Annotated in this window: 21 protein-coding genes and 1 pseudogene; 12 read left to right on the top strand and 10 right to left on the bottom strand. The window is 67.9% G+C overall.

Features of this window, described 5'->3' with window-relative positions; genetic code table 11:
- Positions 1–213 precede the first annotated feature (213 nt).
- From WS87_RS25795 to WS87_RS25780, 4 genes and pseudogenes are all read right to left on the bottom strand, one after another.
- The gene (locus tag WS87_RS25795; RefSeq protein ID WP_059526917.1) at positions 214–414 is read right to left on the bottom strand and encodes a DUF805 domain-containing protein; all 201 of its coding nucleotides are present in this window, start codon (positions 412–414) and stop codon (positions 214–216) included.
- A gap of 513 nt (positions 415–927) precedes the next feature.
- Positions 928–1,018: pseudogene (locus WS87_RS34330) on the bottom strand (antibiotic biosynthesis monooxygenase); the annotation flags it as partial.
- A 182-nt stretch (positions 1,019–1,200) separates the two neighbouring features.
- A complete protein-coding gene (locus tag WS87_RS25785; protein ID WP_059819464.1) occupies positions 1,201–2,577 on the bottom strand; it encodes a sensor histidine kinase in 1,377 nt (458 codons plus the stop codon).
- A complete protein-coding gene (locus WS87_RS25780) occupies positions 2,574–3,236 on the bottom strand; it encodes a response regulator (protein ID WP_059692107.1) in 663 nt (220 codons plus the stop codon). Before WS87_RS25780 ends, WS87_RS25785 begins: the two co-directional genes overlap by 4 nt.
- 227 nt (positions 3,237–3,463) lie before the next feature.
- On the opposite strand from WS87_RS25780, the gene WS87_RS25775 reads away from it, so the two are divergent.
- The 5 genes from WS87_RS25775 (at position 3,464) to WS87_RS25755 (ending at position 7,650) form a co-directional block, all read left to right on the top strand.
- A complete protein-coding gene (locus WS87_RS25775; RefSeq protein WP_059526909.1) occupies positions 3,464–3,817 on the top strand; it encodes a YgiW/YdeI family stress tolerance OB fold protein in 354 nt (117 codons plus the stop codon).
- A 63-nt stretch (positions 3,818–3,880) separates the two neighbouring features.
- Complete coding sequence (locus tag WS87_RS25770) at positions 3,881–4,741, top strand: MurR/RpiR family transcriptional regulator (protein WP_059819463.1); 861 nt, start codon at positions 3,881–3,883, stop codon at positions 4,739–4,741.
- A gap of 135 nt (positions 4,742–4,876) precedes the next feature.
- Complete coding sequence (locus WS87_RS25765) at positions 4,877–5,737, top strand: isocitrate lyase/PEP mutase family protein (protein WP_059819462.1); 861 nt, start codon at positions 4,877–4,879, stop codon at positions 5,735–5,737.
- A gap of 333 nt (positions 5,738–6,070) precedes the next feature.
- Entirely contained in the window at positions 6,071–6,337 is a 267-nt protein-coding gene (locus WS87_RS25760; RefSeq protein ID WP_059819461.1) for a YodC family protein, read from the top strand.
- 146 nt (positions 6,338–6,483) lie between these two features.
- Positions 6,484–7,650: a cytochrome P450 gene (locus WS87_RS25755; protein WP_059819702.1), complete on the top strand. Its 1,167-nt coding sequence runs from the start codon at positions 6,484–6,486 to the stop codon at positions 7,648–7,650.
- An 18-nt stretch (positions 7,651–7,668) separates the two neighbouring features.
- Here the strand turns inward: WS87_RS25755 and WS87_RS25750 are convergent, their stop codons facing one another.
- A complete protein-coding gene (locus WS87_RS25750; RefSeq protein WP_059819460.1) occupies positions 7,669–7,995 on the bottom strand; it encodes a superinfection immunity protein in 327 nt (108 codons plus the stop codon).
- 90 nt (positions 7,996–8,085) lie between these two features.
- Positions 8,086–8,505 (bottom strand): rhodanese-like domain-containing protein, encoded by a 420-nt coding sequence (locus tag WS87_RS25745; RefSeq protein ID WP_059819459.1) that lies wholly within the window; start codon positions 8,503–8,505, stop codon positions 8,086–8,088.
- A gap of 111 nt (positions 8,506–8,616) precedes the next feature.
- Between WS87_RS25745 and ftrA the strand changes: the two genes are divergently transcribed.
- Entirely contained in the window at positions 8,617–9,591 is a 975-nt protein-coding gene (gene ftrA / locus WS87_RS25740; RefSeq protein WP_059819458.1) for a transcriptional regulator FtrA, read from the top strand.
- Between the two features lie 172 nt (positions 9,592–9,763).
- Positions 9,764–10,489: a hypothetical protein gene (locus tag WS87_RS25735; RefSeq protein WP_059819457.1), complete on the top strand. Its 726-nt coding sequence runs from the start codon at positions 9,764–9,766 to the stop codon at positions 10,487–10,489.
- A gap of 66 nt (positions 10,490–10,555) precedes the next feature.
- On the opposite strand, the gene WS87_RS25730 is transcribed toward WS87_RS25735, so the two are convergent.
- Positions 10,556–12,895 carry an Orn/Lys/Arg decarboxylase N-terminal domain-containing protein gene (locus WS87_RS25730; RefSeq protein WP_059819456.1) on the bottom strand — a complete coding sequence of 780 codons (2,340 nt, stop codon included), beginning with the start codon at positions 12,893–12,895 and terminating at the stop codon, positions 10,556–10,558.
- Between the two features lie 3 nt (positions 12,896–12,898).
- Positions 12,899–14,425, bottom strand: a complete 1,527-nt coding sequence (adiC, locus tag WS87_RS25725) for an arginine/agmatine antiporter (protein WP_059819455.1) — start codon at positions 14,423–14,425, stop codon at positions 12,899–12,901.
- A 431-nt stretch (positions 14,426–14,856) separates the two neighbouring features.
- Here adiC and WS87_RS25720 point away from each other — a divergent pair, with 431 nt between their 5' ends.
- The 5 genes from WS87_RS25720 (at position 14,857) to WS87_RS25700 (ending at position 19,921) form a co-directional block, all read left to right on the top strand.
- Positions 14,857–15,927 (top strand): NAD(P)H-dependent flavin oxidoreductase, encoded by a 1,071-nt coding sequence (locus WS87_RS25720; RefSeq protein ID WP_059819701.1) that lies wholly within the window; start codon positions 14,857–14,859, stop codon positions 15,925–15,927.
- A gap of 129 nt (positions 15,928–16,056) precedes the next feature.
- On the top strand, positions 16,057–17,511 hold the full coding sequence (locus WS87_RS25715) for a M20 family metallopeptidase (RefSeq protein WP_059819454.1): 1,455 nt from the start codon (positions 16,057–16,059) through the stop codon (positions 17,509–17,511).
- A 65-nt stretch (positions 17,512–17,576) separates the two neighbouring features.
- Positions 17,577–18,686 (top strand): malate/lactate/ureidoglycolate dehydrogenase, encoded by a 1,110-nt coding sequence (locus WS87_RS25710; RefSeq protein ID WP_059819453.1) that lies wholly within the window; start codon positions 17,577–17,579, stop codon positions 18,684–18,686.
- Positions 18,683–19,090: a TfoX/Sxy family protein gene (locus WS87_RS25705; RefSeq protein WP_059527237.1), complete on the top strand. Its 408-nt coding sequence runs from the start codon at positions 18,683–18,685 to the stop codon at positions 19,088–19,090. The genes WS87_RS25710 and WS87_RS25705 overlap by 4 nt, the downstream gene beginning before the upstream one ends.
- A gap of 252 nt (positions 19,091–19,342) precedes the next feature.
- Positions 19,343–19,921, top strand: a complete 579-nt coding sequence (locus tag WS87_RS25700; RefSeq protein ID WP_059819452.1) for an NnrU family protein — start codon at positions 19,343–19,345, stop codon at positions 19,919–19,921.
- A 134-nt stretch (positions 19,922–20,055) separates the two neighbouring features.
- Here WS87_RS25700 and WS87_RS25695 read toward each other — a convergent pair whose 3' ends face one another.
- Both WS87_RS25695 and WS87_RS25690 read right to left on the bottom strand, forming a co-directional pair.
- Positions 20,056–20,793 (bottom strand): sulfite exporter TauE/SafE family protein, encoded by a 738-nt coding sequence (locus tag WS87_RS25695; RefSeq protein WP_059819451.1) that lies wholly within the window; start codon positions 20,791–20,793, stop codon positions 20,056–20,058.
- A 346-nt stretch (positions 20,794–21,139) separates the two neighbouring features.
- Positions 21,140–21,514 (bottom strand): nuclear transport factor 2 family protein, encoded by a 375-nt coding sequence (locus WS87_RS25690; protein WP_059819450.1) that lies wholly within the window; start codon positions 21,512–21,514, stop codon positions 21,140–21,142.
- Positions 21,515–21,519: the final 5 nt, after the last annotated feature.

The raw sequence follows: 21,519 nt of genomic DNA, 5'->3' as shown, positions 1-21,519 counted from the left end.
ATGCATGCTCAGGATATCCACATGCTTGCCAACAAAAATTGTGGACAAGCCCGCAAGCGGTCGCGTTCAGCGCGCGGCGTCGGTATGCCGCGGGCCTGCCTGCACGATTCGAAGCGGCATGGACAAAGTCTTTCGGATCAAGCGCTTGTGCGTGGTATGCGCAGGCTGTCCACAAGCTTGCCAACACAATCTGTGGACAAGCCCGCTCGATGTTCAGCCATGCCGATCGTCGACCGACGGCCAGCGCGCGAACGCGAACACCCACAACATGATGAAGTTCAGGACCGGGATGAACATCGTCAGGATCCACCAGCCTGAATGTCCGGTACGCCGAACGATCCGGACATACGGATAGACGACGATCGCGACGAGCACGAGCGAGACGATCAACTGCCCTGCGGTGAAGTGTTCCATGGTCTTCCTCGGATGATGTGTCGTTGTCCGATGCGGGCCGAACGGCCCGCACGTGGCGCCGCGCGTGCAGTCGCGCGATGCGCGGCCGCGTGCGGCTCGTGTGATCCTGACGCGTCGTGTGCATGAACGTCAAGCTGCGTTCGGGGTGCCGCCGTTGCGCCGGATCGTCCGATCGCGCGCGTGAGCGGACCGCGCGCTGCCGCAACGGTGGCGCGGCGCATGAATCGTTGGCCGATCAACGGGTTAGGCGATGCGTGCGCAGGATATCCACAAGCTTGCCAACAAAATCTGTGGGTAAGTGGCGCGACGATCGTGTCGCGTATCGAACGCACATCGGAACGCACATCGACGTGGCATCATGATGCGAAGTGCGGCGAACCGGCGCGTCTGACGGCGCGGCGCGCGCCGCGTCTGCATCACGCGTGCCAAAGTCCGTCGGATCAAGGGCTTAGCGTCGCGGTGCGCAGGATATCCACAAGCTTGCCAACATTTTCTGTGGAGAAGTCCGCGTGGCGATCGCGCGATGAAGCCGGGTCGAAATGAATCCGGGCCGCCGTTTCATGAACTCGGCGTCGTCGTTCCACACGGCCAGGAAATCCGCTTTTGGCAGGAGAGGGGATCGGTACGCGATGTCGCGTCGAGACGTGCGCGTGTCCGGCGCGGTTTGGCGCATTCGCTGCGCACGACCGCCAAACCCTTTCGGATCAATTGCTTGCCGTCGTTAGCGGCCGGTTGTCCACAAGCTTGCCAACACAATCTGTGGAAAAGCCGGCCATCGGGCGAGCGTCAGGCCGGCGCGGGAAAACGCACCGTCACGGTCAGCCCGCGCCCGCCTTGCGTCGTGCCGAGCGCGACCGTCGCGCGATGCTGTTCGGCGATCCGCTTGACGATCGACAGGCCGAGTCCGCTGCCCGACGACGTGGCCGCCTGCGCGCCTTCGCCGCGATAGAAGCGCTCCCATACGTCCGTGCGTTCGGCTTCCGGAATACCGGGGCCGTCGTCGGCGACTTCGAGCACGGGCGTCGCGCCGTCGAGGCGCGCGGACACGTCGACGCGCGCACCGTCGCCCGCGTAGCGGATCGCGTTGTCGACGAGGTTGTTCAGCAGCACGCGCAACGTGTCCATGTTGCCCGCGGCCATCACCGGCGACGACACGATCGCGCCGAGGTCGATATGGTGCGCATCCGCGACGCGCGTGCGGTCGGCGACCACCGAGCGGCACAGCGCGGCGAGATCGACGGGCGCGGATGCCGCGGCGGACGCCTGCGCGTCGGGTTCGAGGCGCGCGAGCGTCAGCAGCTGTTCGGCGAGGTGGCCGAGGCGCGTCGTGCCGGCCTGGATCTGTGCGAGGATCTGCTCGCGTTCGTCAGCCGTCGACGCGCGCCGCAGCAACTGCGACTGGATCGACAGCCCCATGATCGGCGTGCGCAACTCGTGCGCGGCATCGGCGATGAAGTGCCGCTGCAGCGTGAACGAGCGGTCGAGCCGCGCGAGCAGATCATTGATCGCTTCGGCGAGCGGGCGGACTTCGTTCGGCATCGACGCGATGTCGACCGGTTCGAGATTGTTCGCATTCCTGCGCTTCAGGCCGGATGCGATCGTGCGCAGCGGCCGAAGCCCCGCGCCGATACCGAACCACAGCCCGATCGCGAGCACCGGCAGCATCGAGAACACCGGCCACAGCAGGTGCACCGCGATGCCCGCGATCGCTTCCCAGCGCGCGTGGCGCGCCTGCGCGAGCCGGATCGTCGTGCCGCCGCGTTCGGTCACGTAGGTGCGCCACGGCTGGCCGCCGACGTCGACGCTGCCGATGCCCGTCTGCGCGGGCGGCGGCAGCGCGGACTTGCGATCGGTCGAGTAAACCAGTGTGCCGTTGCGCCAGACCTGCAGCAGCACGGCGTCGGGATCGCTGGCCTCGAAGCCGTGCTTGCCTTCGCCGTGATCGCGGAACGACAGTTCGCCGTTCGGGCCGACGACGATTTGCTTCGACATGCTGCGCATCTGATCGTCGAGGAGATCGTCGAGCTCGCGCAGCGCGCCCCAGTAGGTGCCCGCGCTCGCGACGAGCCCGATCACGCACGCGGCCGGCAGCAGCCACATCAACAGGCGCCGCCGCAGCGATGCGCTGCGCCAGCGCGCGATCGCGTGTTGCAGATGCGTCATGCGCCGTCACCGATCCGGTAGCCGACGCCGCGCACCGTGCGGATCATGTCGTGGCCGAGTTTCTTGCGCAGGTTGTGGATGTGCACCTGCACCGCGTTGCTTTCGATTTCCTCGCCCCAGCTGTAAAGCCGTTCCTCGAACTGTTCGCGCGAAATCACCGCGCCGGGGTCGCGCATCAGTTCGTGCAGCAGCACGAATTCCTTCGGCGACAGCGTGACTTCGTCGTCGTTGAGCCAGACCAGGTGCTTGACGGGGTCGAGACGCAGCGGGCCGATCGCGAGCGTCGTCTGCGCGCGCCCCGCGTGGCGGCGGTTGACCGCGCGAATGCGCGCGAGCAGTTCCTCGAGCACGAACGGCTTGACGAGGTAGTCGTCGGCGCCGCTGTCGAGGCCGGCGATGCGGTCCGGCACGCCGTCGCGCGCGGTGATGATGATCGCGGGCAGGGTTTCGTCGCGGCGGCGCAGCGACGCGAGCACCGACAGGCCGTCGCGGTTCGGCAGCCCGAGGTCGAGCAGCAGCAGGCCGTAGCTGGTGGCGCGCAGCGCGAGCGTCGCGGCGTCGCCGTCCTTGACCCAGTCGACCGCGAAGCCTTCCTGTTTGAGGCCCTGTTCGAGCCCGCTGCCGATCAGCGGATCGTCCTCGACGAGCAGTACGCGCATGGATTCGTGTCCGTTGGCGGGCGTGGCGCCCGGGGTTCCCATGATAAGCGCAGGTGTCTTAGGCCGAGCTTAAACACGGGCGCCTCCGTGCGTTCGCGCACCGAAAGGCCGCGACGGCATGCCGCGGCCGACGGCCTTCAGGTTTGCTTAATCTTACGCTCCGTAATCTCGGGGCCGTCGCGTTCAACGGGAGCGCGGCGCACTCGAAAAAATGGAGGAACGAGATCATGAAACACCTGACGAGAATCCTGGCGATCGCGCTCGCCGTGCTGCCCGCCGCCGTCTACGCGGAATACACGGGGCCGTCCACGCTGACCACGACGACCGTGAAGGAACTGCTCGCGAACGGCAAGGACGACCAGCACGTGCAACTGCAGGGGCGCATCGTCAAGCACACCGGCGGCGAGGACTACGAGTTCGCCGATGCAACCGGCACGATCCGCGTCGAGATCGACAAAAAGCTGTGGGCGGCCGGCCAGCCCGTCAGCGACAAGAGCGAAGTGAAGCTGACCGGCGAGTTCGAGCGCAAGTGGTCGGGCAAGGTGAAGGTCGACGCCGATCACGTCGAAGTGCTGCGCTGACCGGTGCAGCGGTGCGGACGGGGCCGGTGATACCATGGACGACCGGTTCCCGTTCTCACCAAGATGGCTGCCAATTTCGATGAACTCGCGTCCCGGATCCGGGCGCAATTTTCCGAACTGAGCCCGCAATTCCAGGCGGGCGCTGCATTTCTGCTCGATCATCCCGACGAGGTTGCCACCTCGTCGATGCGCAAGGTCGCGCAGCGCGCGCAGGTTCAACCCGCGTCGCTCGTTCGGCTCGCGCAGCAATTCGGTTTCCCCGGCTGGAACGAGCTGCGCGACCTGTGCGTCGCGCGCGTGCGCACGCGTCCCGAGCCACTTACGCAGCGCGCGCGTTCGCTCGTGCGGCCCGACGCGAAGGCGTCGCTCGCGCACGATCTCCTTGCCGCGCAGCAGCACAATCTCGCCGCCACCGCCGCGCAGAACGCGCACGCGCTCGCCGACGCCGCGAAACTGATCCGCAAGGCGTCGCACGTGCACGTCGCGGGATTTCGGTCCTGCTATCCGGTCGCGTTCGGATTCGTATACGGCTATCGGCTGTTCCGGCCGACCGTGTCGTTGCTCAACGGCGTCGCCGGCTCGCTCGAAATGGAGCTGCGCACGATCGCGAAGCAGAGCGTGACGGTGATCATCAGTTTCGCGCCGTATTCCGCGGAAGCGACGCGTGTCGCGCAGGCGGCGAAGGCGCAGGGCAGCAAGATCGTCGCGATCACGGACAGCGCGGTGTCGCCGATCGCGCTGCATGCGGACGCGCAGCTGATCTTCACGCACGACAGCCCGTCGTTCTTTCCGTCGCTGGTCGCCGCGCATGCGATGGCCGAGGCGCTGGTCGCGCAGCTGCTGGCGATGGAAGGCAGCGATGCGATCGCGGCGCTCGAGCGCACGGAAGCGGAACTGCATGCGAAGGGCGCTTACGTCGTGTAGCCGCACGGCGGTGTGACTGGCGGCACGCCACGCCGCGCGCGAGGCCCCGGCATCCACGTCGATATTTCACCGCGCGCTGAACCGTCGCGGTATCGCGCGCGCGTATGCTGACGTCTCCATTCCGAGGAGACCGCAATGTCCGATTCCAACGTGCAGTTCCGCCAGGCCGAAACCTTCCGCGCGCTGCACACGCGCCCCGGGGCCTTCATCATCCCGAACCCGTGGGATGCCGGCTCCGCGCGGTTGCTCGCGATGGCCGGCTTCGAAGCGCTTGCCACCACGAGCGCCGGCTTCGCCTTTTCGAGAGGGCGGCCCGACAACGCGATCGACCGCGACGAAATGCTTGGCCACATCGCCGAAATCGTCGCTGCGGGCGGCCTGCCGGTCAGCGCCGATCTCGAGAACGGCTTCGGCGACGCGCCCGACGCGGTCGCCGAGACGATTCGCCTGGCGGCCGACGCCGGCGCGGTGGGCGGCTCGATCGAGGATGCGACCGGCCGCGCCGACGCGCCGATCTACCCGCACGACCTGGCGGTCGAGCGCATCGCGGCGGCGGTCGACGCGGCGCGCTCGCTGCGGTTTCCGTTCACGCTGACCGCGCGCTGCGAAAACTATCTGCATGGCCGTCCCGACCTTGCCGACACGATCGCGCGGCTCGTCGCGTACCGCGACGCCGGCGCCGACGTGCTCTACGCACCGGGCGTGACCGATCCCGACGAGATCGCGGCGATCACGCGCGCGGTCGGCGCGCCGGTCAACGTCGTGATGGGGCTGCAGGGCGGGTTGCTGAGCCTCGAGGCGCTCGCGGCGCTCGGCGTGAAGCGCGTGAGCGTCGGCGGCGCGCTGGCGCGGGCCGCATTCGGCGCGTTTCTGCGCGCCGCGACGGAAATGGCGCGCGACGGCACATTCACGTTCACGCAGGCGGCGGTGCCGGGGCGCGACCTCAATCGCTGGTTTTCGGCGCCGGACAATTCGCACGTCCGGTTCGAACAATGAGCGCCGATAAAACGTGGGAACGTTTCCAACCGAAATCCGATTGACAGTAATCAATCGAAACCGCCGCGGATTTGAAGTTCGATGACGGCGCGAAATTCATCGTTTATTCTCCGCACTCCGGCTGTTTGACCATATTCGGCGCGCAAGCCGCGCCGAATATGGTGTCAGAAGCCCGCCGCGCGAACCGCTGCCGCGTATCGTTGCGATTTTCAGGTCGATGTTTTGGGGTATTCGGGAGTTGCCGGTTATTTATTGGGTTGGTAATCTGCCGCGTATCCGAAAGACCTGTCAGCGGGCCGCCGGAAAATGAATATATAAAAAATCGAGAGAGCGATGACAATCCGAGAAAATCACAGCAACGGCTTTCGCGTCGGCGATGTCGTGACGCTGAAAACCGGCGGGCCGCGCATGACGGTCACCTATGCCGGGCCGGTCGTGTTCGACGATGCCGACTGGCTCATCTGCCAGTGGTTCGACGACGGCGGCCACTTCCGGCAGGAAATGTTTCATCACGAAACGGTGGTGCCCGAACCGCGTGCGATTTCCGCCGGGCGCGTCCGACTGCGCATGCAGGCGCATCGTTATCGTTCGGCAGCCTGAGACGACGTCCGTCACGACGCCGCTTGCCGGCGGCCGACCGCTGCGTCGCAGCAGCCCGCGGTGCAGGCGTGGGCGTGACCGCGACATCCGCGACATTTCACGTCAACCCGAAACATGCGGCGGCCCGACGCGCCGATACTGCACGCATGAACCCGACCAATCCGATTGCCGCGGTCACGCACCGCGATCCCTACCCGTACTACTCGACGCTCGTCGACGGGCCGCCGCTCGCGTTCGACGCCTCGCTCGGCCTGTGGGTCGCGAGCCGGGCGGCGAGCGTGACGGCCGTGCTCGGTCACCCGGCGTGCCGCGTCAGGCCGCTCGATGCGCCGGTGCCGCCCGCGCTGCGCGGGACGACGGCGGGCGCGCTGTTCGGCGATCTGGTGCGCATGAACGACGGCGCATTGCGGCACGACGTGCCGAAGCAGGCGCTGCGCGCGGCGTTCGCGCCGATCGACGTCGACGCCTTGCGCGAGCGGGCCGCGCAACTTGCCGGCCGCCGGCTGCGCGCATCGCATGACGCCGATGCACTGAATGCGTGGTGCCTGACGGTGCCCGTTTGCGCGGTTGCCGATCTGCTCGGTTTCGACGACGCGCAACTCGACGATATCGCTGCGCTGGTCGTCGACTTCGTCGCCGCGCTGTCGCCGCTGTCGGACGACGCGGCGCTGGCCCGCGCGAGTGAGGCCGCGCGGCAGCTGCTCGACCGGATGACGGAGCGCGTCGCGCGCACGCGTGCGCAGGACGGCTCATGGGTCGCGGCGATTCAGCAGGCGGCCCGTGCCGCGGGCTGGCACGCAAGCGGCGCGCTCGTCGCGAATCTCGTCGGGTTGCTGTCGCAGACGTGCGAGGCGACGGCCGCGTGGCTCGGCAATGTGCTGGTCGCGTGGGACGCAACCGGCGCCGAACGCGCGCTGCCGGATGCCGCGACGCTCGACGCATTCGTCGCCGAGGTCAGCCGCTTCGATGCGCCGGTGCAGAACACGCGCCGCTTCGTCGCGTCGCGCACGACGATCGAAGGCGTGACCGTCGATGCCGGCGCGGCCATTCTGGTCGTGCTCGCGGCGGCGAACCGCGATCCGGCCGTGCATCGCGAGCCGAACCGATTGTTGCCGGGCCGCGCGCCGGGGCCGAACTTCGGGTTCGGCACGGGGCCGCACAGCTGCCCGGGCGAGCGGATCGCGCGGGCGGTGACGGCGGGGGCGTTCGGGGCGTGGCTGCGCGCAGCCAGCGAAGTGCCGCGCGACAGGCTGGTGTGGGACTATCGGGCCTCGACCAATGTCAGGATGCCGAAGTTCGAAGCGGCGAGGTAAGGAGAACAGTGGGACTGGCTAGCGGCAACCTTGCTTCTCGGCCCATTGCTCCTGGGCGGCGACGCGGCGCTGCACGCGTTCGACGAGGCCGGCGGAGAAGGTCCGCATGCTGATGCCGCGGCGCTTCGCGAGGATGGTTTGCGCGACGTCGGTTTGCGGGTTCGGCTGGCATGCCCAGTAGAGCGTCATCAGCCAGCCGATGCCCGTCCACGCGAACAAGGCGTTGAACATTGCGATCGTCAGCTTGTCGTGCCGGGCGCGCCGGTCGGCGACGATGGCCGGAAGAAAATAGAGCGCGATCGCCGCGACCGAACCGGCCACCTGAATCAGGACTGCGTGTTCCATGTTGCTGCTCCGTCCGAACTGCAATGAGGCCGATTGTCGCGCTTTTTCCGTTCGTGTGCCGGCAATTGATTGTTGCGTTTTTAATGACGATCAGCGCGTGGCGACGTCCTCCGGCTGCGCTTCGTTGCACAACGCGAAACCTTCGTCGAGCCAGCCCGTGACGCCGCCGATCATCAGCTTCACCGGGCGGCCGAGGCGCGCGAGCCGGATCGCCGCGCGCGCGGCGCCGTTGCAGTGCGGGCCGGCGCAGTAGACGACGAACAGCGTGGCGGCCGGATGGTCGGCGAGCTTGCCGGCGACGATCTTGCGGTGCGGCAGGTTGCGCGCGCCGGGCACGTGGCCGGCGGCAAACTGCTCCGGACCCCGGACGTCGAGCAACACGAAATCGGGCGCGCCGGACGCGAGCGCGTCGTGCACGTCCCAGCAATCGGTCTCGAAGCGCAGCGACGCTTCGAAGTGCGCGAGGGCGGCGGCGCTGTCGGCGGCGGGGACGTCGGTGACGTAAGACATGAAAGGCGCTCCTGAAGGGCGGCGCGGAATGCGCCGGGATGAAGGGCAGTATCGCGGTTCGGCGGCCATCGCGGCAGTGGCGCGATCGACAAGTTCCGGTAACATCGCGCCATGCACAATCATCTCGTCGTCGCGCTCGCCTACGATCGCCTCTGCACCTTCGAATTCGGCTGCGTGGTCGAACTGTTCGCGCTCGAACGCCCGGAACTCGGGGTCGACTGGTATCGCTTCGCGGTCTGCGCGAGCGAGCCGGGCCCCGTGCGCGCGGCGGGCGGCATCACGGTCGCCGCGCCGTACCGGCTCGCGATGCTCGATCGCGCGGACACCATCGTGATTCCCGGCTGGCGCGATCCGGACGAGCCGCCGCCGGAACCGCTGCTGAAAAAGCTGCGCGCCGCGCATCGCCGCGGCGCGCGGCTCTGTTCGATCTGCTCGGGTGTCTTCGTGCTCGCGGCGGCCGGCGTGCTCGACGGGCTCACCGTCACGACGCACTGGCGCTACGCCGAGCGCCTGCAGGCGCGCTATCCGGCGCTGCGCGTGAATCCCGACGCGCTGTACGTCGACGAAGGGCAGATCGTCACGTCGGCCGGCTCGGCGGCGGGGCTCGACATGCTGCTGCATCTCGTGCGCCGCGACCACGGCGGCGCGATCGCGAACCGCGTCGCGCAGCGCCTGGTGCTGCCGCCGCATCGCGACGGCGGCCAGGCGCAGTTCGTGCCGCGACCGGTCGCACCGGGCGGCAGCGACCGGCTCGCGAAGCTGATCGACTGGATGCGCGCGCATGCGGCCGAGCCGCACACGCTCGCGTCGCTGGCCGCGCAGGCGGCGATGAGCACGCGCACGCTGCAGCGGCAGTTCGCGGACGCGACGGGAATGTCGCCGCTCGCGTGGCTGATCCGCGAGCGCGTGAACGTCGCGAAGGACATGCTCGAAGCGCATCCCGGGTTGTCGCTCGCGCAGATTGCCGCGCGCGCGGGGTTCGGTTCCGAGGAGTCGTTGCGCCGGCATTTCCGGCGCGTCGCGGCGACGAGCCCTGCCGCATACCGGCGCGGGATGGATCGCGGCGTGAGGCCCGCGGACGCGTGAGCGTCGCGTCTTCCTTCGCCACGGCGGTGCGCGGTCGTCGTTCGCTTCCTGCCGACTTCGGGCGCGCGTAAGATGGCGGTCGCCGTGCGGCGATCCGGTTCACGCGCGCTGCGCTTCTTGCGCCGCTGCGACCAGCCGCCATTCACCCATCACAACGACAAGGACAATCGCCATGGGCCTGCTGGGAAAGCTGTTCGGAAAGAAACCGCGTGATGAAGCGGCGACGCCCGCGCCGTCCGCGAACGACGCATCCGACGCATCCGAAGGCGCGAACGATCAGAACGGCCCCGACATCGCGCCGGAGCTCGCGTCCGCCCTGAAGGCATTCCAGGCCGGCCGGCACGAAGCCGCGATCGCGGCCGCCGCGCCGCATGCGGAGCGGCTGGCCGATGCGGCGCGCCTGTGCGCGTTGTCGTACTCGGCGATGAAGCGTTACCGGGAAGCGTTTCCGTACTGGCTCGCGCTGTTCGACCGCGAGCCGAGCGCGCACAACGCGGTGCAGCTCGCGACGACGTCGGTGATGTGCGACGAAGTGGAGCGCGGCGAAGCGTGGATGCAGAAGGCCGCCGAGGTCAATCACGACACGCACGAGCAGTCCGACGTCGCCGCGCGCGTGAACTTCATTTCCGCGCTGATGCAAAGCGGCCACCTGCGCGAGGCGCTGCCGCATCTCGCGTGGGTGCGCGACGTGTATGGCCACGTGCGGATCACCGACTCGACCTTCCTCTACATGCGCGGCATTCCGTTCTTTGCGTCGTTCCTCGAGAACAGTTTCGAGATCCTGAAGGCCACGCAGCCGGCCGACGCGATCGCACCTTGGTACGGAGAACTGAAGGGCAAGCTCGACGAAGAAGGCGAAGCGCAGCTTGCCGCGTGGGTCGGCCGGTTGCCGGCATGACCGGCGAGTCGTCACGCATCGCGACGCCGGCCGCATTCTGCCGGCGCGGCGTCGCGGCGCGCATGCTCAACGCGTGTTGGTGTCGCGGGCGGTTTCCTTGATGCACGCGATCCGGTACACGCCGTCCTCGACTTCGACACCATGCGTGTCGTGCGTGAAGCCGGGGAAGCGCAGGTCGTACTGCTCGAGCGCCTTCAGGTAGCCGAGCAGCGGGCCGTCGGCCGGCCCCGCGTTCTCGCCGGGCATCAGCAGCGGAATGCCGGGCGGATAGGGCACGACGCCCGTCGCGACGGTGCGGCCTTCCATTTCCGACAGCTCCAGCATCTCGATGTCGTTGTGCACGAGATGTTCGAACGCCTCGGCCGGGCTGAAGTCGGGCTGCGGCAGCGTCGAGAAGCCGCGCGACATCATCTCGGTCGTCTTCAGGTCGCTCATCGCGCTGAACATCAGGTCGCACAGTTCGCGCAGGCCGAGCTTGCCGTAGCGGTCCGGATAGCGCGCGACGAGGTCCGGCAGCGCCTGTTCGAGCGGCACGTTCGCGTCGTAGTCGCGCTTGAAGTCGAGCAGCGTGTTGACGAGCGTGCCCCACTTGCCCTTCGTCACGCCGAGCGAGAACAGGAACAGGATCGTGAAGTCGGTCGTCTTCTCGACGACGATTCCGTGCCGGTCCAGATACGCGGTGACGACCGACGCCGGAATGCCGACCGGCATCAGCCCGCCGTGCGGCGCGACGCCCGGCGTGACGATCGACACCTTGATCGGATCGAGCATGCAGTAGTCGTCCTCGATCTCGCCGAAGCCGTGCCACGTCTCGCCCGGATGCAGCACCCAGCACGACGGATCGGTGGCGAGCAGCGTTTCGTCCGCTTCATGGAACGGCACGCGCCGGCCCGTCTTGCGGTCGACCACGGTGTCCGGCTGCCAGCCGTTGAAGAACCAGTCGTCGTTTTCCTCGCATTCCGCATGCAGCCGCGCGAGCATCCGGCGGAACGACACGGCCTCGCGGATCGCGTCGGTCGTCAGCGCCTCGCCGCCGGGGCCGTCCATCATCGCGGCGCTCACGTCGTTCGACGCGATGATCGCGTAGTTCGGCGACGTCGACGCATGCATCATGTATGCCTCGTTGAAGCGTGCGTGCTCGATCGGATTGCGGCCATCGCGGACGTGGATGAACGACGCCTGCGACAGCGCGGCGAGCAGCTTGTGCGTCGACTGCGTCGCGAACACGGTCGGCTTGCTGGCGTCGTGCTGCGCCGGATCGCCGTGCATCGCGTGGCGATCGCGGTAGATCGGGTTGAAGCGCGCATAGCCGTACCATGCTTCGTCGAAATGCAATCGGTCGACGCTCTGGCCGAGCAGTTCCTCGACGCGCGCGACGTTGTAGCAGAGGCCGTCGTACGTCGAGTTCGTGATCAGCGCATGCACGGGCGTCGGATCGATGCCGTCGCGCCCGCGCACCAGCGGGTTCGCGTCGATCGCGAGGCGCACGGCGGCGGCCGTGAGCCGTTCCGGCATGATCGGCCCGATGATCCCGTAATGGTTGCGTGACGGGATCAGGTAAGTCGGAATCGCACCGGACATCGTCATCGCGTGCTCGGCCGACTTGTGGCAGTTGCGGTCGCACAGCGCGACCTGGTTGCGCGTGACGCTCGCCATCAGGATCACGCGGTTCGACATCGACGAGCCGTTGGTCACGTGATACGTGCGGTGCGCGCCGAACACGCGCGCCGCGTAGCGTTCGCTTTCGCCGATCGGACCGGAGTGATCGAGCAGCGAGCCGAGTTCGCCGACCGAGATCGACAGGTCGGAGCGGAACAGCGCCTCGCCGAAGAATTCGAAGTATGCGCGGCCGACCGGCGATTTCAGGAACGCGGTGCCGCCCGTGTGGCCCGGCGTGTGCCACGAGTATTCGTACACGCGCGAGAACTGCGCGAGCGCGCGGAACATCGGCGGCAGCACGGTTTCGCGGTAGCGTTCGATCGCGGCGACGATCCGCCCGCCGATGAACGCGGTGGTGTCTTCCAGCATCCAGATGAAGTCGTCGGCCTTGCGCATCGCGTCGACGGGAATCGCGGCCGCGCTCGCGCGGCTCGCGAGCAGGAACACCGGCACCGTCGCATTGCGCGCGCGCATCGCGTCGAGCACGGCCTGCGCGGGCACATGGGCGGGATCGTTGCCGAGCTCCCAGTTGAGCAGCAGGCACTGGATCGCGGGATCGGCGTCGACCACCGCGCGCGCGTCTTCGGCGGAGGTCGCGATGACGACGTCGACGAGCCGCGTGCGCAATTCTTCGACGAGCGCGGTGGCCGCGCGTCCGGTGGCCGTGCGTTCGTCGATGTCGTGCTGCACGAGCAGCGCCTTCATGCCGAGGCGACGGAACGCCGGTTGGGTCAAGGAAGCGGTCATGGGTTATTCCCCCGTTTGCTGGGTTGCCTGGACGCCCGCGGCCGGCGAGCGTGCGTGAAGGATGTCGGCCGTGTGTCGGCCCACGGAGATCCAGAAGGTCGCGACGAGCGCGACGATGGTGACGCCGAGCGCGAGGTAGCGCACCCAGCGCGGCGAGCGGCCGCCCGGATGGATATGGGTTTCCTCGATTTCGCGCTGACGGTTGATCGACAGCTCGTAGAACACGATCGTCGCGATCACGAAGATCAGCGACCAGCGCGTCTGCTGGCCGTCGGAGCCGACCATCGCCCACAGCGCGTAGACGGCGCCGATCAGGCCGACGATCGTGTAGAAGGTGAACTGGTGCGACGGCATCTTGCCGTAGCCGAGCACCTTGATCGCGATGCACGAGTAGATGTACGGCAGGAGTGTCATGATCACGGCGATCGACGCGATCTTGCCGAACTGCTCGCTCGCGCTCGGCGACATCGTCGCGAGCACCTGCACCGACATGATGACCGCGACGATCGCGAGGCCGGCCGACGGCACGTTCTTCGAGTTGACGCGGGCGAACACGCCGGCGAACAGGCCGTCGTCGGCCGCGGCCTTCGCGGTCTGGCCGACCAGCAGCGTCCAGCCGGCGAGCGAGCCGAGGCAGCCGAGCGCCGCGCAGATCGCGACCGCGTTCGCGGCGGTGTCGCCGAGCGCGAGGCGCGCGGCATCCGCGAACGGCGCGCTCGATGCGAGCAGCGCCTTGTTCGGGATCATCCCCATGATCACGGTCGAGCTGAGCACGTAGCAGACGGCCGCGAGCACGACGCCGCCGACGGTCGCGATCGGCACGTTGCGCGACGGGTTTTCGACGACACCGGCCGACACCGACGCGCTCTCGACGCCGATGAACGCCCACAGCGTGAAGTTCAGCGTCGCGCCGATCGCGCCGAAGCTGCTCGCGCCCGACACGTTCCAGCCGGCGAAGTACACGTCCTTGCTGAACCAGAACCAGCCGAACACGGCCATCCCGAGGATCGGCACGAGCGCGAAGATCGTCGTGACCGACTGCACGCGGCCGACCACGTTCGGCCCGAGGATGTTCGCGTAGGTGAACAGCCAGATCACGAAGATCTGCGCGAGCGCGAATACCAGCGGGTCGCGCAGCATCGGGAAGAAGTGCGTGAGATAGCCGAGGCCGGCGACCGCGAGGCCGACGTTGCCGAGCACGTTCGCGAGCCAGTAGATCAGGTTGGTCTGGTAGCCGATGTACGGGCCGAACGACTTGCGCGCATACGCATACGGGCCGCCGGCGGCCGGGTCGATCGCCGCGAGCTTCGCGAACACCAGCGCGAGCGACACGGCGCCGACGACGGTGATCAGCCAGCCGAAGATCGCGATGCCGCCGGTGGCGGCGAGGTTCGCGGGCAGCATGAAGACGCCGGAGCCCATCATGTTGCCCGCGACCATCAGCGTGGCGGGGACGACGCCGATTTTCGGCGCGGCGGTCGCGGCTGGCGCGGCGGTGGAACGGGAGGAAGACGAGCTGGCATCGGACATGCGAGGCTCCTTGAATGATCGTGATGCTGTTGAGGTGGCGCGGCCCGGCGCCGTGTCGACGAATCCGGAATGGTCCGTCGCTTTATTGAACGACAGCATCTTATCTCTTAATTGAGTTTCAATAGGAGTAAACGATGCAATTTAATATCTTGAATATTGATCATCATCATTGAAGAAGATGAAATGTCATGGTGCGAACGGATGAGTGCGTATGAGGCCGGGCGGCGGGCCTGGGCCGGTCCGGGTCATGTTCGAGGGTGACGGTGCGGTATCGCGAAAATTGAACGGATAATAGATTTTTTGCCGAACTGGTTAATTCAATTCATGGGCTGAATGACTCGGGAAACCCTGATTGAATTAGTCGGTTATTATCGAGCGCTTGAAATGCGCTTGCCGGCGCCAGTGATTGTTTCTACCGAACGGTGATGCCGATGACGATGCTGCCTTCCCGCCTGCCGCTGATCCAGGCGCCGATGGTCGGTTCACTGAGCCCGCTGACGATCGCAGTCTGCGAGGCGGGCGGGCTTGGCTCGCTCGCGTGCGCGGCGCTCGGCCCTCGGCAGGTGCGCGATGAAATCGCGGCGATCCGCGCGCGCACGCCGGCGCCGTTCAACGTCAACTTCTTCTGTCATACGCCGCCCGCGCCCGACGCCGAGGTCGACGCGCGCTGGCGCGCGGCGCTTGCAAGTTATTACGCGGAAGCCGGGCTCGATCCGGCCGACGTGAAGGGCGGCCCCGGTCGCGCACCGTTCGACGACGCGATGTGCGCGGTCGTCGATGAACTGCGGCCGGCCGTCGTGAGTTTTCACTTCGGGTTGCCCGACGATGCGCTTCTGGCGCGCGTGCGACGCACTGGCGCGCTGATCGTCTCGTCGGCGACGACCGTCGAGGAGGCGCGCTGGCTCGACGCGCGCGGCGTCGATGCGATCGTCGCGCAGGGCGCCGAGGCGGGCGGGCATCGCGGGATGTTCCTGACCGACGACATCCACGCGCAGCCGGGCCTGTTCGCGCTGCTGCCGCAGATCGTCGACGCGGTGCGCGCGCCGGTGATCGCCGCCGGTGCGATCGCCGACGGCCGCGGCATCGCGGCCGCGTTCGCGCTCGGCGCACGCGCGGTGCAGATCGGCACCGGCTACCTGCTGACGCCCCAGGCCGGCCGCTCGGCGCAGCATCGCGCGGCGGTGCGGGCCGCGCGCGACGACGGCACGCGCGTGACCAACCTTTACACGGGCCGCCCCGCACGCGGCCTGCTGACGCGCTTCATGCGCGAACAAGGGCCGATGAGCGCGCTCGCGCCGGCGTTTCCGCTCGCGACGGCCGTCGTCGATCCGCTGCGCGGCGTGTTCGAGCGGCAGGGACGCGACGATTTCTCGCTGCTGTGGTCGGGCGAGGCCGCGGCGCTCGCGCGCGAAGAGGACGCCGGGGCGTTGACCCGGCGCCTGTGGGATGACGCGCTCGCGTGCGCGGCGGGGCTGCGCGACTCATTCCCGCAGGCAGTTTGAGCGGGTGCGCCAAGCACCAAGGGAAACGAATCCGAACGCGCCCTGAATACGGCCACGGAAAGCGCTCCCGGGAGCGGGGGCATCGGCGTATCATCCGGTGTTTCGTCAGCCCTATCCAGGCCCCCCACCATGACCTCCGTCGACACTACCCCCGTCCTCGACCATGACAAGCTCGTTACCTTCGTCGAGCGCAAGTGGAACGATGAAATTCTTCACGCACTGACCGACTACATCGCGATCCCCGCCAAGAGTCCCGCGTTCGACCCCGACTGGGCGAAACGCGGCTATCTCGAGCGGGTCGTCACCGATGCCGCGCAGTGGGCGGAACGCCAGCCGGTGAAAGGCCTGAAGCTCGAGATCGTGCGCTTGCCCGGCCGCACGCCGGTGATCTTCTTCGAAACGCCCGCGACACGCTCGGGCAGCACCGACACGATCCTGTTGTACGGCCACCTCGACAAGCAGCCCGAATTCGACGGCTGGCGCGCGGACCTCGGCCCGTGGACGCCGAAGTTCGAGAACGGCAAGCTGTACGGCCGCGGCGGCGCGGACGACGGCTATGCAATCTACGCGAGCCTCGCGGCGCTCGGCGCGCTCGACGAGCAGGGCGTCGAACGGCCGCGCTGCGTCGGCCTGATCGAGACCTGCGAGGAGTCGGGCAGCTACGACCTGCTGCCGTACGTCGACGCGCTGCGCGACCGGCTCGGCCAGGTGTCGCTCGTCGTGTGCCTCGATTCGGGCGCCGGCAACTACGACCAGATGTGGCTCACGACGTCGCTGCGCGGGCTGGTGTCCGGCGACCTGCAGGTCGAGGTGCTCGAGGAAGGCGTTCACTCCGGCGTCTTCGGCGGCATCGCGCCGTCGAGCTTCCGCGTGATGCGCCAGCTGTTCGAGCGCCTGGAAGATGCGAAGAACGGCAACCTGCTGCCCGGCGTGTTTCATTGCGAGATTCCCGACAGCCGCGTGCGCGAAGCCGACGCGGCCGCCGCGATCCTCGGCGACGCCGTGTGGAAGGGGCTGCCGTGGGCATGCGGCGCGGACGGCAAGCCGGTGCTGCCGACCACGACCGATCCGCGCGAGGCGCTGCTGAATTCGACGTGGCGTCCGTCGCTGTCGGTGACGGGCGCGGCCGGCCTGCCGGCGCTCGCCGACGCGGGCAACGTGCTGCGTCCGCGCACCGCGTTCAAGCTGTCGCTGCGCCTGCCGCCGCTCGTCGATGCCGCACAGGCCGTGCAGCAGCTGAAGGACCTGCTCGAACTCGATCCGCCGTACAACGCGAAGGTCACGTTCAAGCCGGACGCGGGCGCCGCGACCGGCTGGAGCGCGCCGGATCTCGCGCCGTGGCTCGCGTCGTCGCTCGACGCCGCGTCGCGCCGCCACTTCGGCGCGGACTGCGCGTACATGGGCCTCGGCGGCACGATCCCGCTGATGAACGTGCTGCAGGCCGGCTTCCCGGCCGCGCAGTTCATGGTGTGCGGCGTGCTCGGGCCGAAGTCGAATGCGCACGGCCCGAACGAGTTCCTGCACGTGCCGTACGCGAAGAAGCTGACCGCGGCGGTGGCGGACGTGATCGCGTCCGCGCGCTGAGCGTTCGCGCTGCCCGACCCGAACGGATTCCACCGGATTCACCCCGACCTCACGGAGCCTTGCCGATGACCGCGCTGCCGATCTCCGATACCGACCCGCTGCGCATGCGCGCCGAACCGCTGCATGCATTCGTCGCGGCACTCTGGGAGCGGGCCGGCAGCAGCGAGCGCGAGGCACGGCTCGTTGCCGATCATCTGGTCGGCGCGAATCTGGCGGGTCACGATTCGCACGGGATCGGGATGATCCCGAACTACGTCGCGTCGTGGCGGGAGGGGCAGTTGCAATTGAACGGGCACGCGTCGATCGTTCGCGACGGCGGCGCGGTGCTGACGATCGACGGCGGTCGCGGCTTCGGCCAGGTGATCGCGTTCGAGGCGATGGTCGAAGGGATCGAGCGCGCGCGACGCATGGGCATCTGCGCGCTCGGGCTGCGCGACGTCCATCACCTCGGCCGCATCGGGCACTGGGCCGAGCAGTGCGCGCGTTCGGGGCTCGTATCGTTCCATTTCGTCAACGTGCCGGGCGACCTGCTCGTCGCGCCGCTGCACGGCACCGATCCGCGTTTCGGCACGAATCCGTTCTGCGCCGCGTATCCGCGCGCGGGCCGGCCGCCGCTGCTACTCGATTTCGCGACGAGCGCGATCGCGTACGGCAAGACGCGGGTGGCATACAACCAGCGCAAGCGCGTGCCGGCCGGGTCGCTGATCGATCATCGCGGCCAGCCGACCGACGATCCGGCCGTTATGCACGAGCAGCCGTTCGGCTCGCTGCTGCCGTTCGGACTGCACAAGGGTTATGCGCTGGCGGCGATGTGCGAGATCTTCGGCGGCGCGCTGGTCGGCGGGCATACGACCTACGGCGGCACGCTGCAGAAGACGAGCGCGATCGTCAACGGGATGCTGTCGGTGCTGATCGATCCGAACGCGTTCGACGCGGCCGACGCGGAGCGCGAAGCCGATGCGTTTGTCGAATGGGCGAAGGCGTCGCCGCAGGCGGGCGATGCGCCGGTGCGGATGCCCGGCGAGCCGGAGGAGGCGAGCCGCGCCGCGCGCGGCGCGGACGGCATTCCGGTCGATCGTGCGACGTGGCGGCAGATCCGCGAGAGCGCGGCGGCCGTCGGCTTCGACGACGCGGAACTCGACGTGTGGACGCAGCGCTGCACGGAGCCCGCATGAGCTGGCAATCGGAGAAGGCGCACGGCGAGGAGATCGCGTATCGGCTCGCGCCGCTCGGCAACGTACAGGTCGTGCGGTTCTTCAGCGGCGCCGCGATGCGGCTCGACGGCGTGATGTTCGGCTTCATGTCGCGCGGGTCGCTGTTCCTGCGCGTCGACGACGTGAACCGCCCCGCGTTCGTCGCGGCGGGGATGGGACCGTTCTCGTATGAGCGTCCCACGCGCACCGTTGCGCTCGAGGGCTATTACGAAACGCCGGCCGACGTGCTCGAGGACGCGGGCGCGCTGTTCGACTGGTGTCGCGGCGCGTATCGCGCGGCGCTGCTGGCGGGGGCGCCGAAGCGCAAGGCGCGGCCGAAGTCGAAGCCGGCGCCGAAACCGGAAGCGACGCGCAAGCGCACGTAGCGCCGGGCGTACGGCGGCGCATTTCCTTTTTCTTACTTCCTTTCTTTCGGTTCACGTCGGGTGCGCGCAAGCGCCGGGTTTGACGCACCGCATGTTCCGGCTGCTTCACAACGGCTGCCCCGGCGTTTATGATCGGCGCGATTGCGACCGTGCCCGGCGCAACCCGAGCCGGTCCCGCTGCCGGCCTCGCGAACGGCGCATCGAAAGCCGCGCGAATGATTCCCCACTCATCGTTCCAGACGGAGATAGCCGATGCTCGTCCTGATTCTCGGTTTAGCGATCTTCCTCGGTGTGCATTCGATTCGGATCGTCGCGGACGGCTGGCGATCCGCGACCATCGAGCGGATCGGCGAGAAACGCTGGAAGGGCCCTTATGCGCTCGCGTCGATCGTCGGCTTCGTACTGATCATCTGGGGTTACGGCGTCGCGCGCCAGGGCGGGACGCTGCTGTGGGTGTCGCCCGTCGGCGTTCGCCATCTCACCGGCATGCTGACCGCGATCGCATTCGTGCTGATCGCCGCGTCCTACGTGCCGCGCAACCGCATCAAGACGCTCGTAGGTCATCCGATGGTGGCCGGCGTGATGGTGTGGGCGGTCGCGCACCTGCTCGCGAACGGCACGCTGCACGCGGTGGTGCTGTTCGGCGCGTTCTTCGTGTGGTCGCTGGTCGATTTCGTCGTGTGGCGCGCGCGCGATCGCCGCGACGGCGTCCGCTATCCGGCCGGCAGGCTGTCGGGCGATGCCGTGACGATCGTCGCCGGGCTCGTCGTATGGGCCGTCTTCGCGCTGTTCCTGCATGGCCCGCTGATCGGCGTGCGACCGTTCGGTTGAAGGTGAACGCATACGCCTGCGGGCATTGAAGCGCGGGGCGCGCAAGCCGCCTCGAAACGCCCGCGATATCGAGGTGGGCGCGTTACTCCGCCGTCGCTCGCCGCACGGACGCTTGCCCGTCGATTGCGCGTTCGTCAGATCGGCTTGGCGAACAGCCCGACGGTCAGCGCGGCGCCGATGCAGACGATCGCAATCCGCAGCACGCGCTCGTTCACGCGATGCAGCGCCCACGCGCCGAGCAGGCCACCGACGATCGCGCCGCCGCCGAGCGCGAGGGCCTCGCGCCAGTGCAGGTGCGGCGAGGTCAGGAACAGCACGACCGCCGACGCGTTCATCACGCCCGCGAGCGCATTCTTCGTCGACATCGCGTGACGCGGCGACAGGCCCGCCATCGTCAGCGCGGCCATCATCAGGAATCCGATGCCTCCGCCGAAGTAGCCGCCGTAGATCGCGATCAGGAATTGCGAGATCGCGGCGGTGACGGGGCCGATATGCTGCGTGCCGGCGCCGGGCTTGCGGAAGAAACTGCCCCATGCAAACACGACCGTCGCGAACAGCACGAGCCACGGCACGAGGTGCGAGAAGATCGACGACGGGGTTTTCAGCAGCAGCAGGCCGCCGAGCGCGCCGCCGACCACGCTGATCGCGAACAGCGCGCGAAAGGGCAGCTTGCCCGCGCCGCGCACCATGTTCCGGCTCGCCCAGCCCGTCGTGACCTGGCCGGGGAACAGCGCGACCGTCGACGTGATGTTCGCCGCGAGCGGCGACATCCCCGACACGATCAGCGCGGGCAGCGTGACGAACGAGCCGCCTCCCGCGAGGGCGTTTTGCAGGCCAGACCACAGGCCGGCGAAGATGATGAGGGCGAGCATCGGTGCGGGAGCGCAGAGGTGGCGGAGCGCGCGGGTACGCGCGGTGGACGCACGATGGTAATGCAGGATCGTGGCGGTGCAAAGAGGAGCGAGCGTGCCGTGTATCGGGTGCGCAGCGGGCGCGGTCGATCGGTCGTAGCTTGATCTCCGCCGCACCGCATTAGCGGATTAACCGGACGCGATTAGCGCACGAAGGGGCTTCATTAGCAGAAGCTACGAAACTTCAACAACTACATCGAAATGTTTTATGACCCGGTTCGTCGGCGTGGCTCCGCCGGCGATCTTTCACCGATTGAGTCGCGCCGGAATGAATCAGGACACTGATGCGCATTTGCAGCTCTGCGTTTCAGTCGAACGTACGCACGATGGCAGACGCCTTGGTGGCGATCAGCCAACTGCCGTCCACCTTGTGTATGACGAAGTGATCGTTGAACAGCCTGCTTCCGATCCGCACTCGCACCGTGGCCGCTGAAAGGCCGTCCGAGATGTGCTCCATGGAGAGGATCGCCTCGTCTCTTGGTGCGCCGGTTGACCGGGGGCTCGGCCTCCCGTTGACGAGCGCCTCGTACTCCGACGACGACAGGGTGCGCAGCCGACCTTCATCCAGCCACTGAATCAGGCAGCTCGGATGAAAGACCTTGTTGAAGTCACGGCTCTTCGGCTCGTAAGCCAGATTGAAGTAATCCTCGATCAACGCGACGACGGCTTGGGTCTGGGTCATGACTG

The sequence above is a fragment of the Burkholderia sp. MSMB0856 genome, assembly GCF_001524645.2.
GTDB classification, from domain to species: Bacteria; Pseudomonadota; Gammaproteobacteria; order Burkholderiales; family Burkholderiaceae; genus Burkholderia; species Burkholderia diffusa.
The sequence above is the reverse complement of the archived record's forward strand: the minus strand, read 5'-3'. Positions and strand labels throughout refer to the sequence as shown.

What these genes read in the sequence shown, in the direction of transcription:
- ftrA (WP_059819458.1), top strand. Translation starts at nt 8,617, where the DNA reads ATGCACAATCATCTCGTCGTCGCGCTCGCCTACGATCGCCTCTGCACC.
- WS87_RS25770 (WP_059819463.1), top strand. Translation starts at nt 3,881, where the DNA reads ATGGCTGCCAATTTCGATGAACTCGCGTCCCGGATCCGGGCGCAATTT.
- WS87_RS25760 (WP_059819461.1), top strand. Translation starts at nt 6,071, where the DNA reads ATGACAATCCGAGAAAATCACAGCAACGGCTTTCGCGTCGGCGATGTC.
- WS87_RS25745 (WP_059819459.1), bottom strand. Translation starts at nt 8,505, where the DNA reads ATGTCTTACGTCACCGACGTCCCCGCCGCCGACAGCGCCGCCGCCCTC.
- WS87_RS25750 (WP_059819460.1), bottom strand. Translation starts at nt 7,995, where the DNA reads ATGGAACACGCAGTCCTGATTCAGGTGGCCGGTTCGGTCGCGGCGATC.
- WS87_RS25780 (WP_059692107.1), bottom strand. Translation starts at nt 3,236, where the DNA reads ATGCGCGTACTGCTCGTCGAGGACGATCCGCTGATCGGCAGCGGGCTC.
- WS87_RS25735 (WP_059819457.1), top strand. Translation starts at nt 9,764, where the DNA reads ATGGGCCTGCTGGGAAAGCTGTTCGGAAAGAAACCGCGTGATGAAGCG.
- WS87_RS25765 (WP_059819462.1), top strand. Translation starts at nt 4,877, where the DNA reads ATGTCCGATTCCAACGTGCAGTTCCGCCAGGCCGAAACCTTCCGCGCG.
- WS87_RS25755 (WP_059819702.1), top strand. Translation starts at nt 6,484, where the DNA reads ATGAACCCGACCAATCCGATTGCCGCGGTCACGCACCGCGATCCCTAC.
- WS87_RS25720 (WP_059819701.1), top strand. Translation starts at nt 14,857, where the DNA reads ATGACGATGCTGCCTTCCCGCCTGCCGCTGATCCAGGCGCCGATGGTC.
- adiC (WP_059819455.1), bottom strand. Translation starts at nt 14,425, where the DNA reads ATGTCCGATGCCAGCTCGTCTTCCTCCCGTTCCACCGCCGCGCCAGCC.
- WS87_RS25710 (WP_059819453.1), top strand. Translation starts at nt 17,577, where the DNA reads ATGACCGCGCTGCCGATCTCCGATACCGACCCGCTGCGCATGCGCGCC.
- WS87_RS25700 (WP_059819452.1), top strand. Translation starts at nt 19,343, where the DNA reads ATGCTCGTCCTGATTCTCGGTTTAGCGATCTTCCTCGGTGTGCATTCG.
- WS87_RS25690 (WP_059819450.1), bottom strand. Translation starts at nt 21,514, where the DNA reads ATGACCCAGACCCAAGCCGTCGTCGCGTTGATCGAGGATTACTTCAAT.
- WS87_RS25730 (WP_059819456.1), bottom strand. Translation starts at nt 12,895, where the DNA reads ATGACCGCTTCCTTGACCCAACCGGCGTTCCGTCGCCTCGGCATGAAG.
- WS87_RS25705 (WP_059527237.1), top strand. Translation starts at nt 18,683, where the DNA reads ATGAGCTGGCAATCGGAGAAGGCGCACGGCGAGGAGATCGCGTATCGG.
- WS87_RS25695 (WP_059819451.1), bottom strand. Translation starts at nt 20,793, where the DNA reads ATGCTCGCCCTCATCATCTTCGCCGGCCTGTGGTCTGGCCTGCAAAAC.
- WS87_RS25795 (WP_059526917.1), bottom strand. Translation starts at nt 414, where the DNA reads ATGGAACACTTCACCGCAGGGCAGTTGATCGTCTCGCTCGTGCTCGTC.
- WS87_RS25715 (WP_059819454.1), top strand. Translation starts at nt 16,057, where the DNA reads ATGACCTCCGTCGACACTACCCCCGTCCTCGACCATGACAAGCTCGTT.
- WS87_RS25775 (WP_059526909.1), top strand. Translation starts at nt 3,464, where the DNA reads ATGAAACACCTGACGAGAATCCTGGCGATCGCGCTCGCCGTGCTGCCC.
- WS87_RS25785 (WP_059819464.1), bottom strand. Translation starts at nt 2,577, where the DNA reads ATGACGCATCTGCAACACGCGATCGCGCGCTGGCGCAGCGCATCGCTG.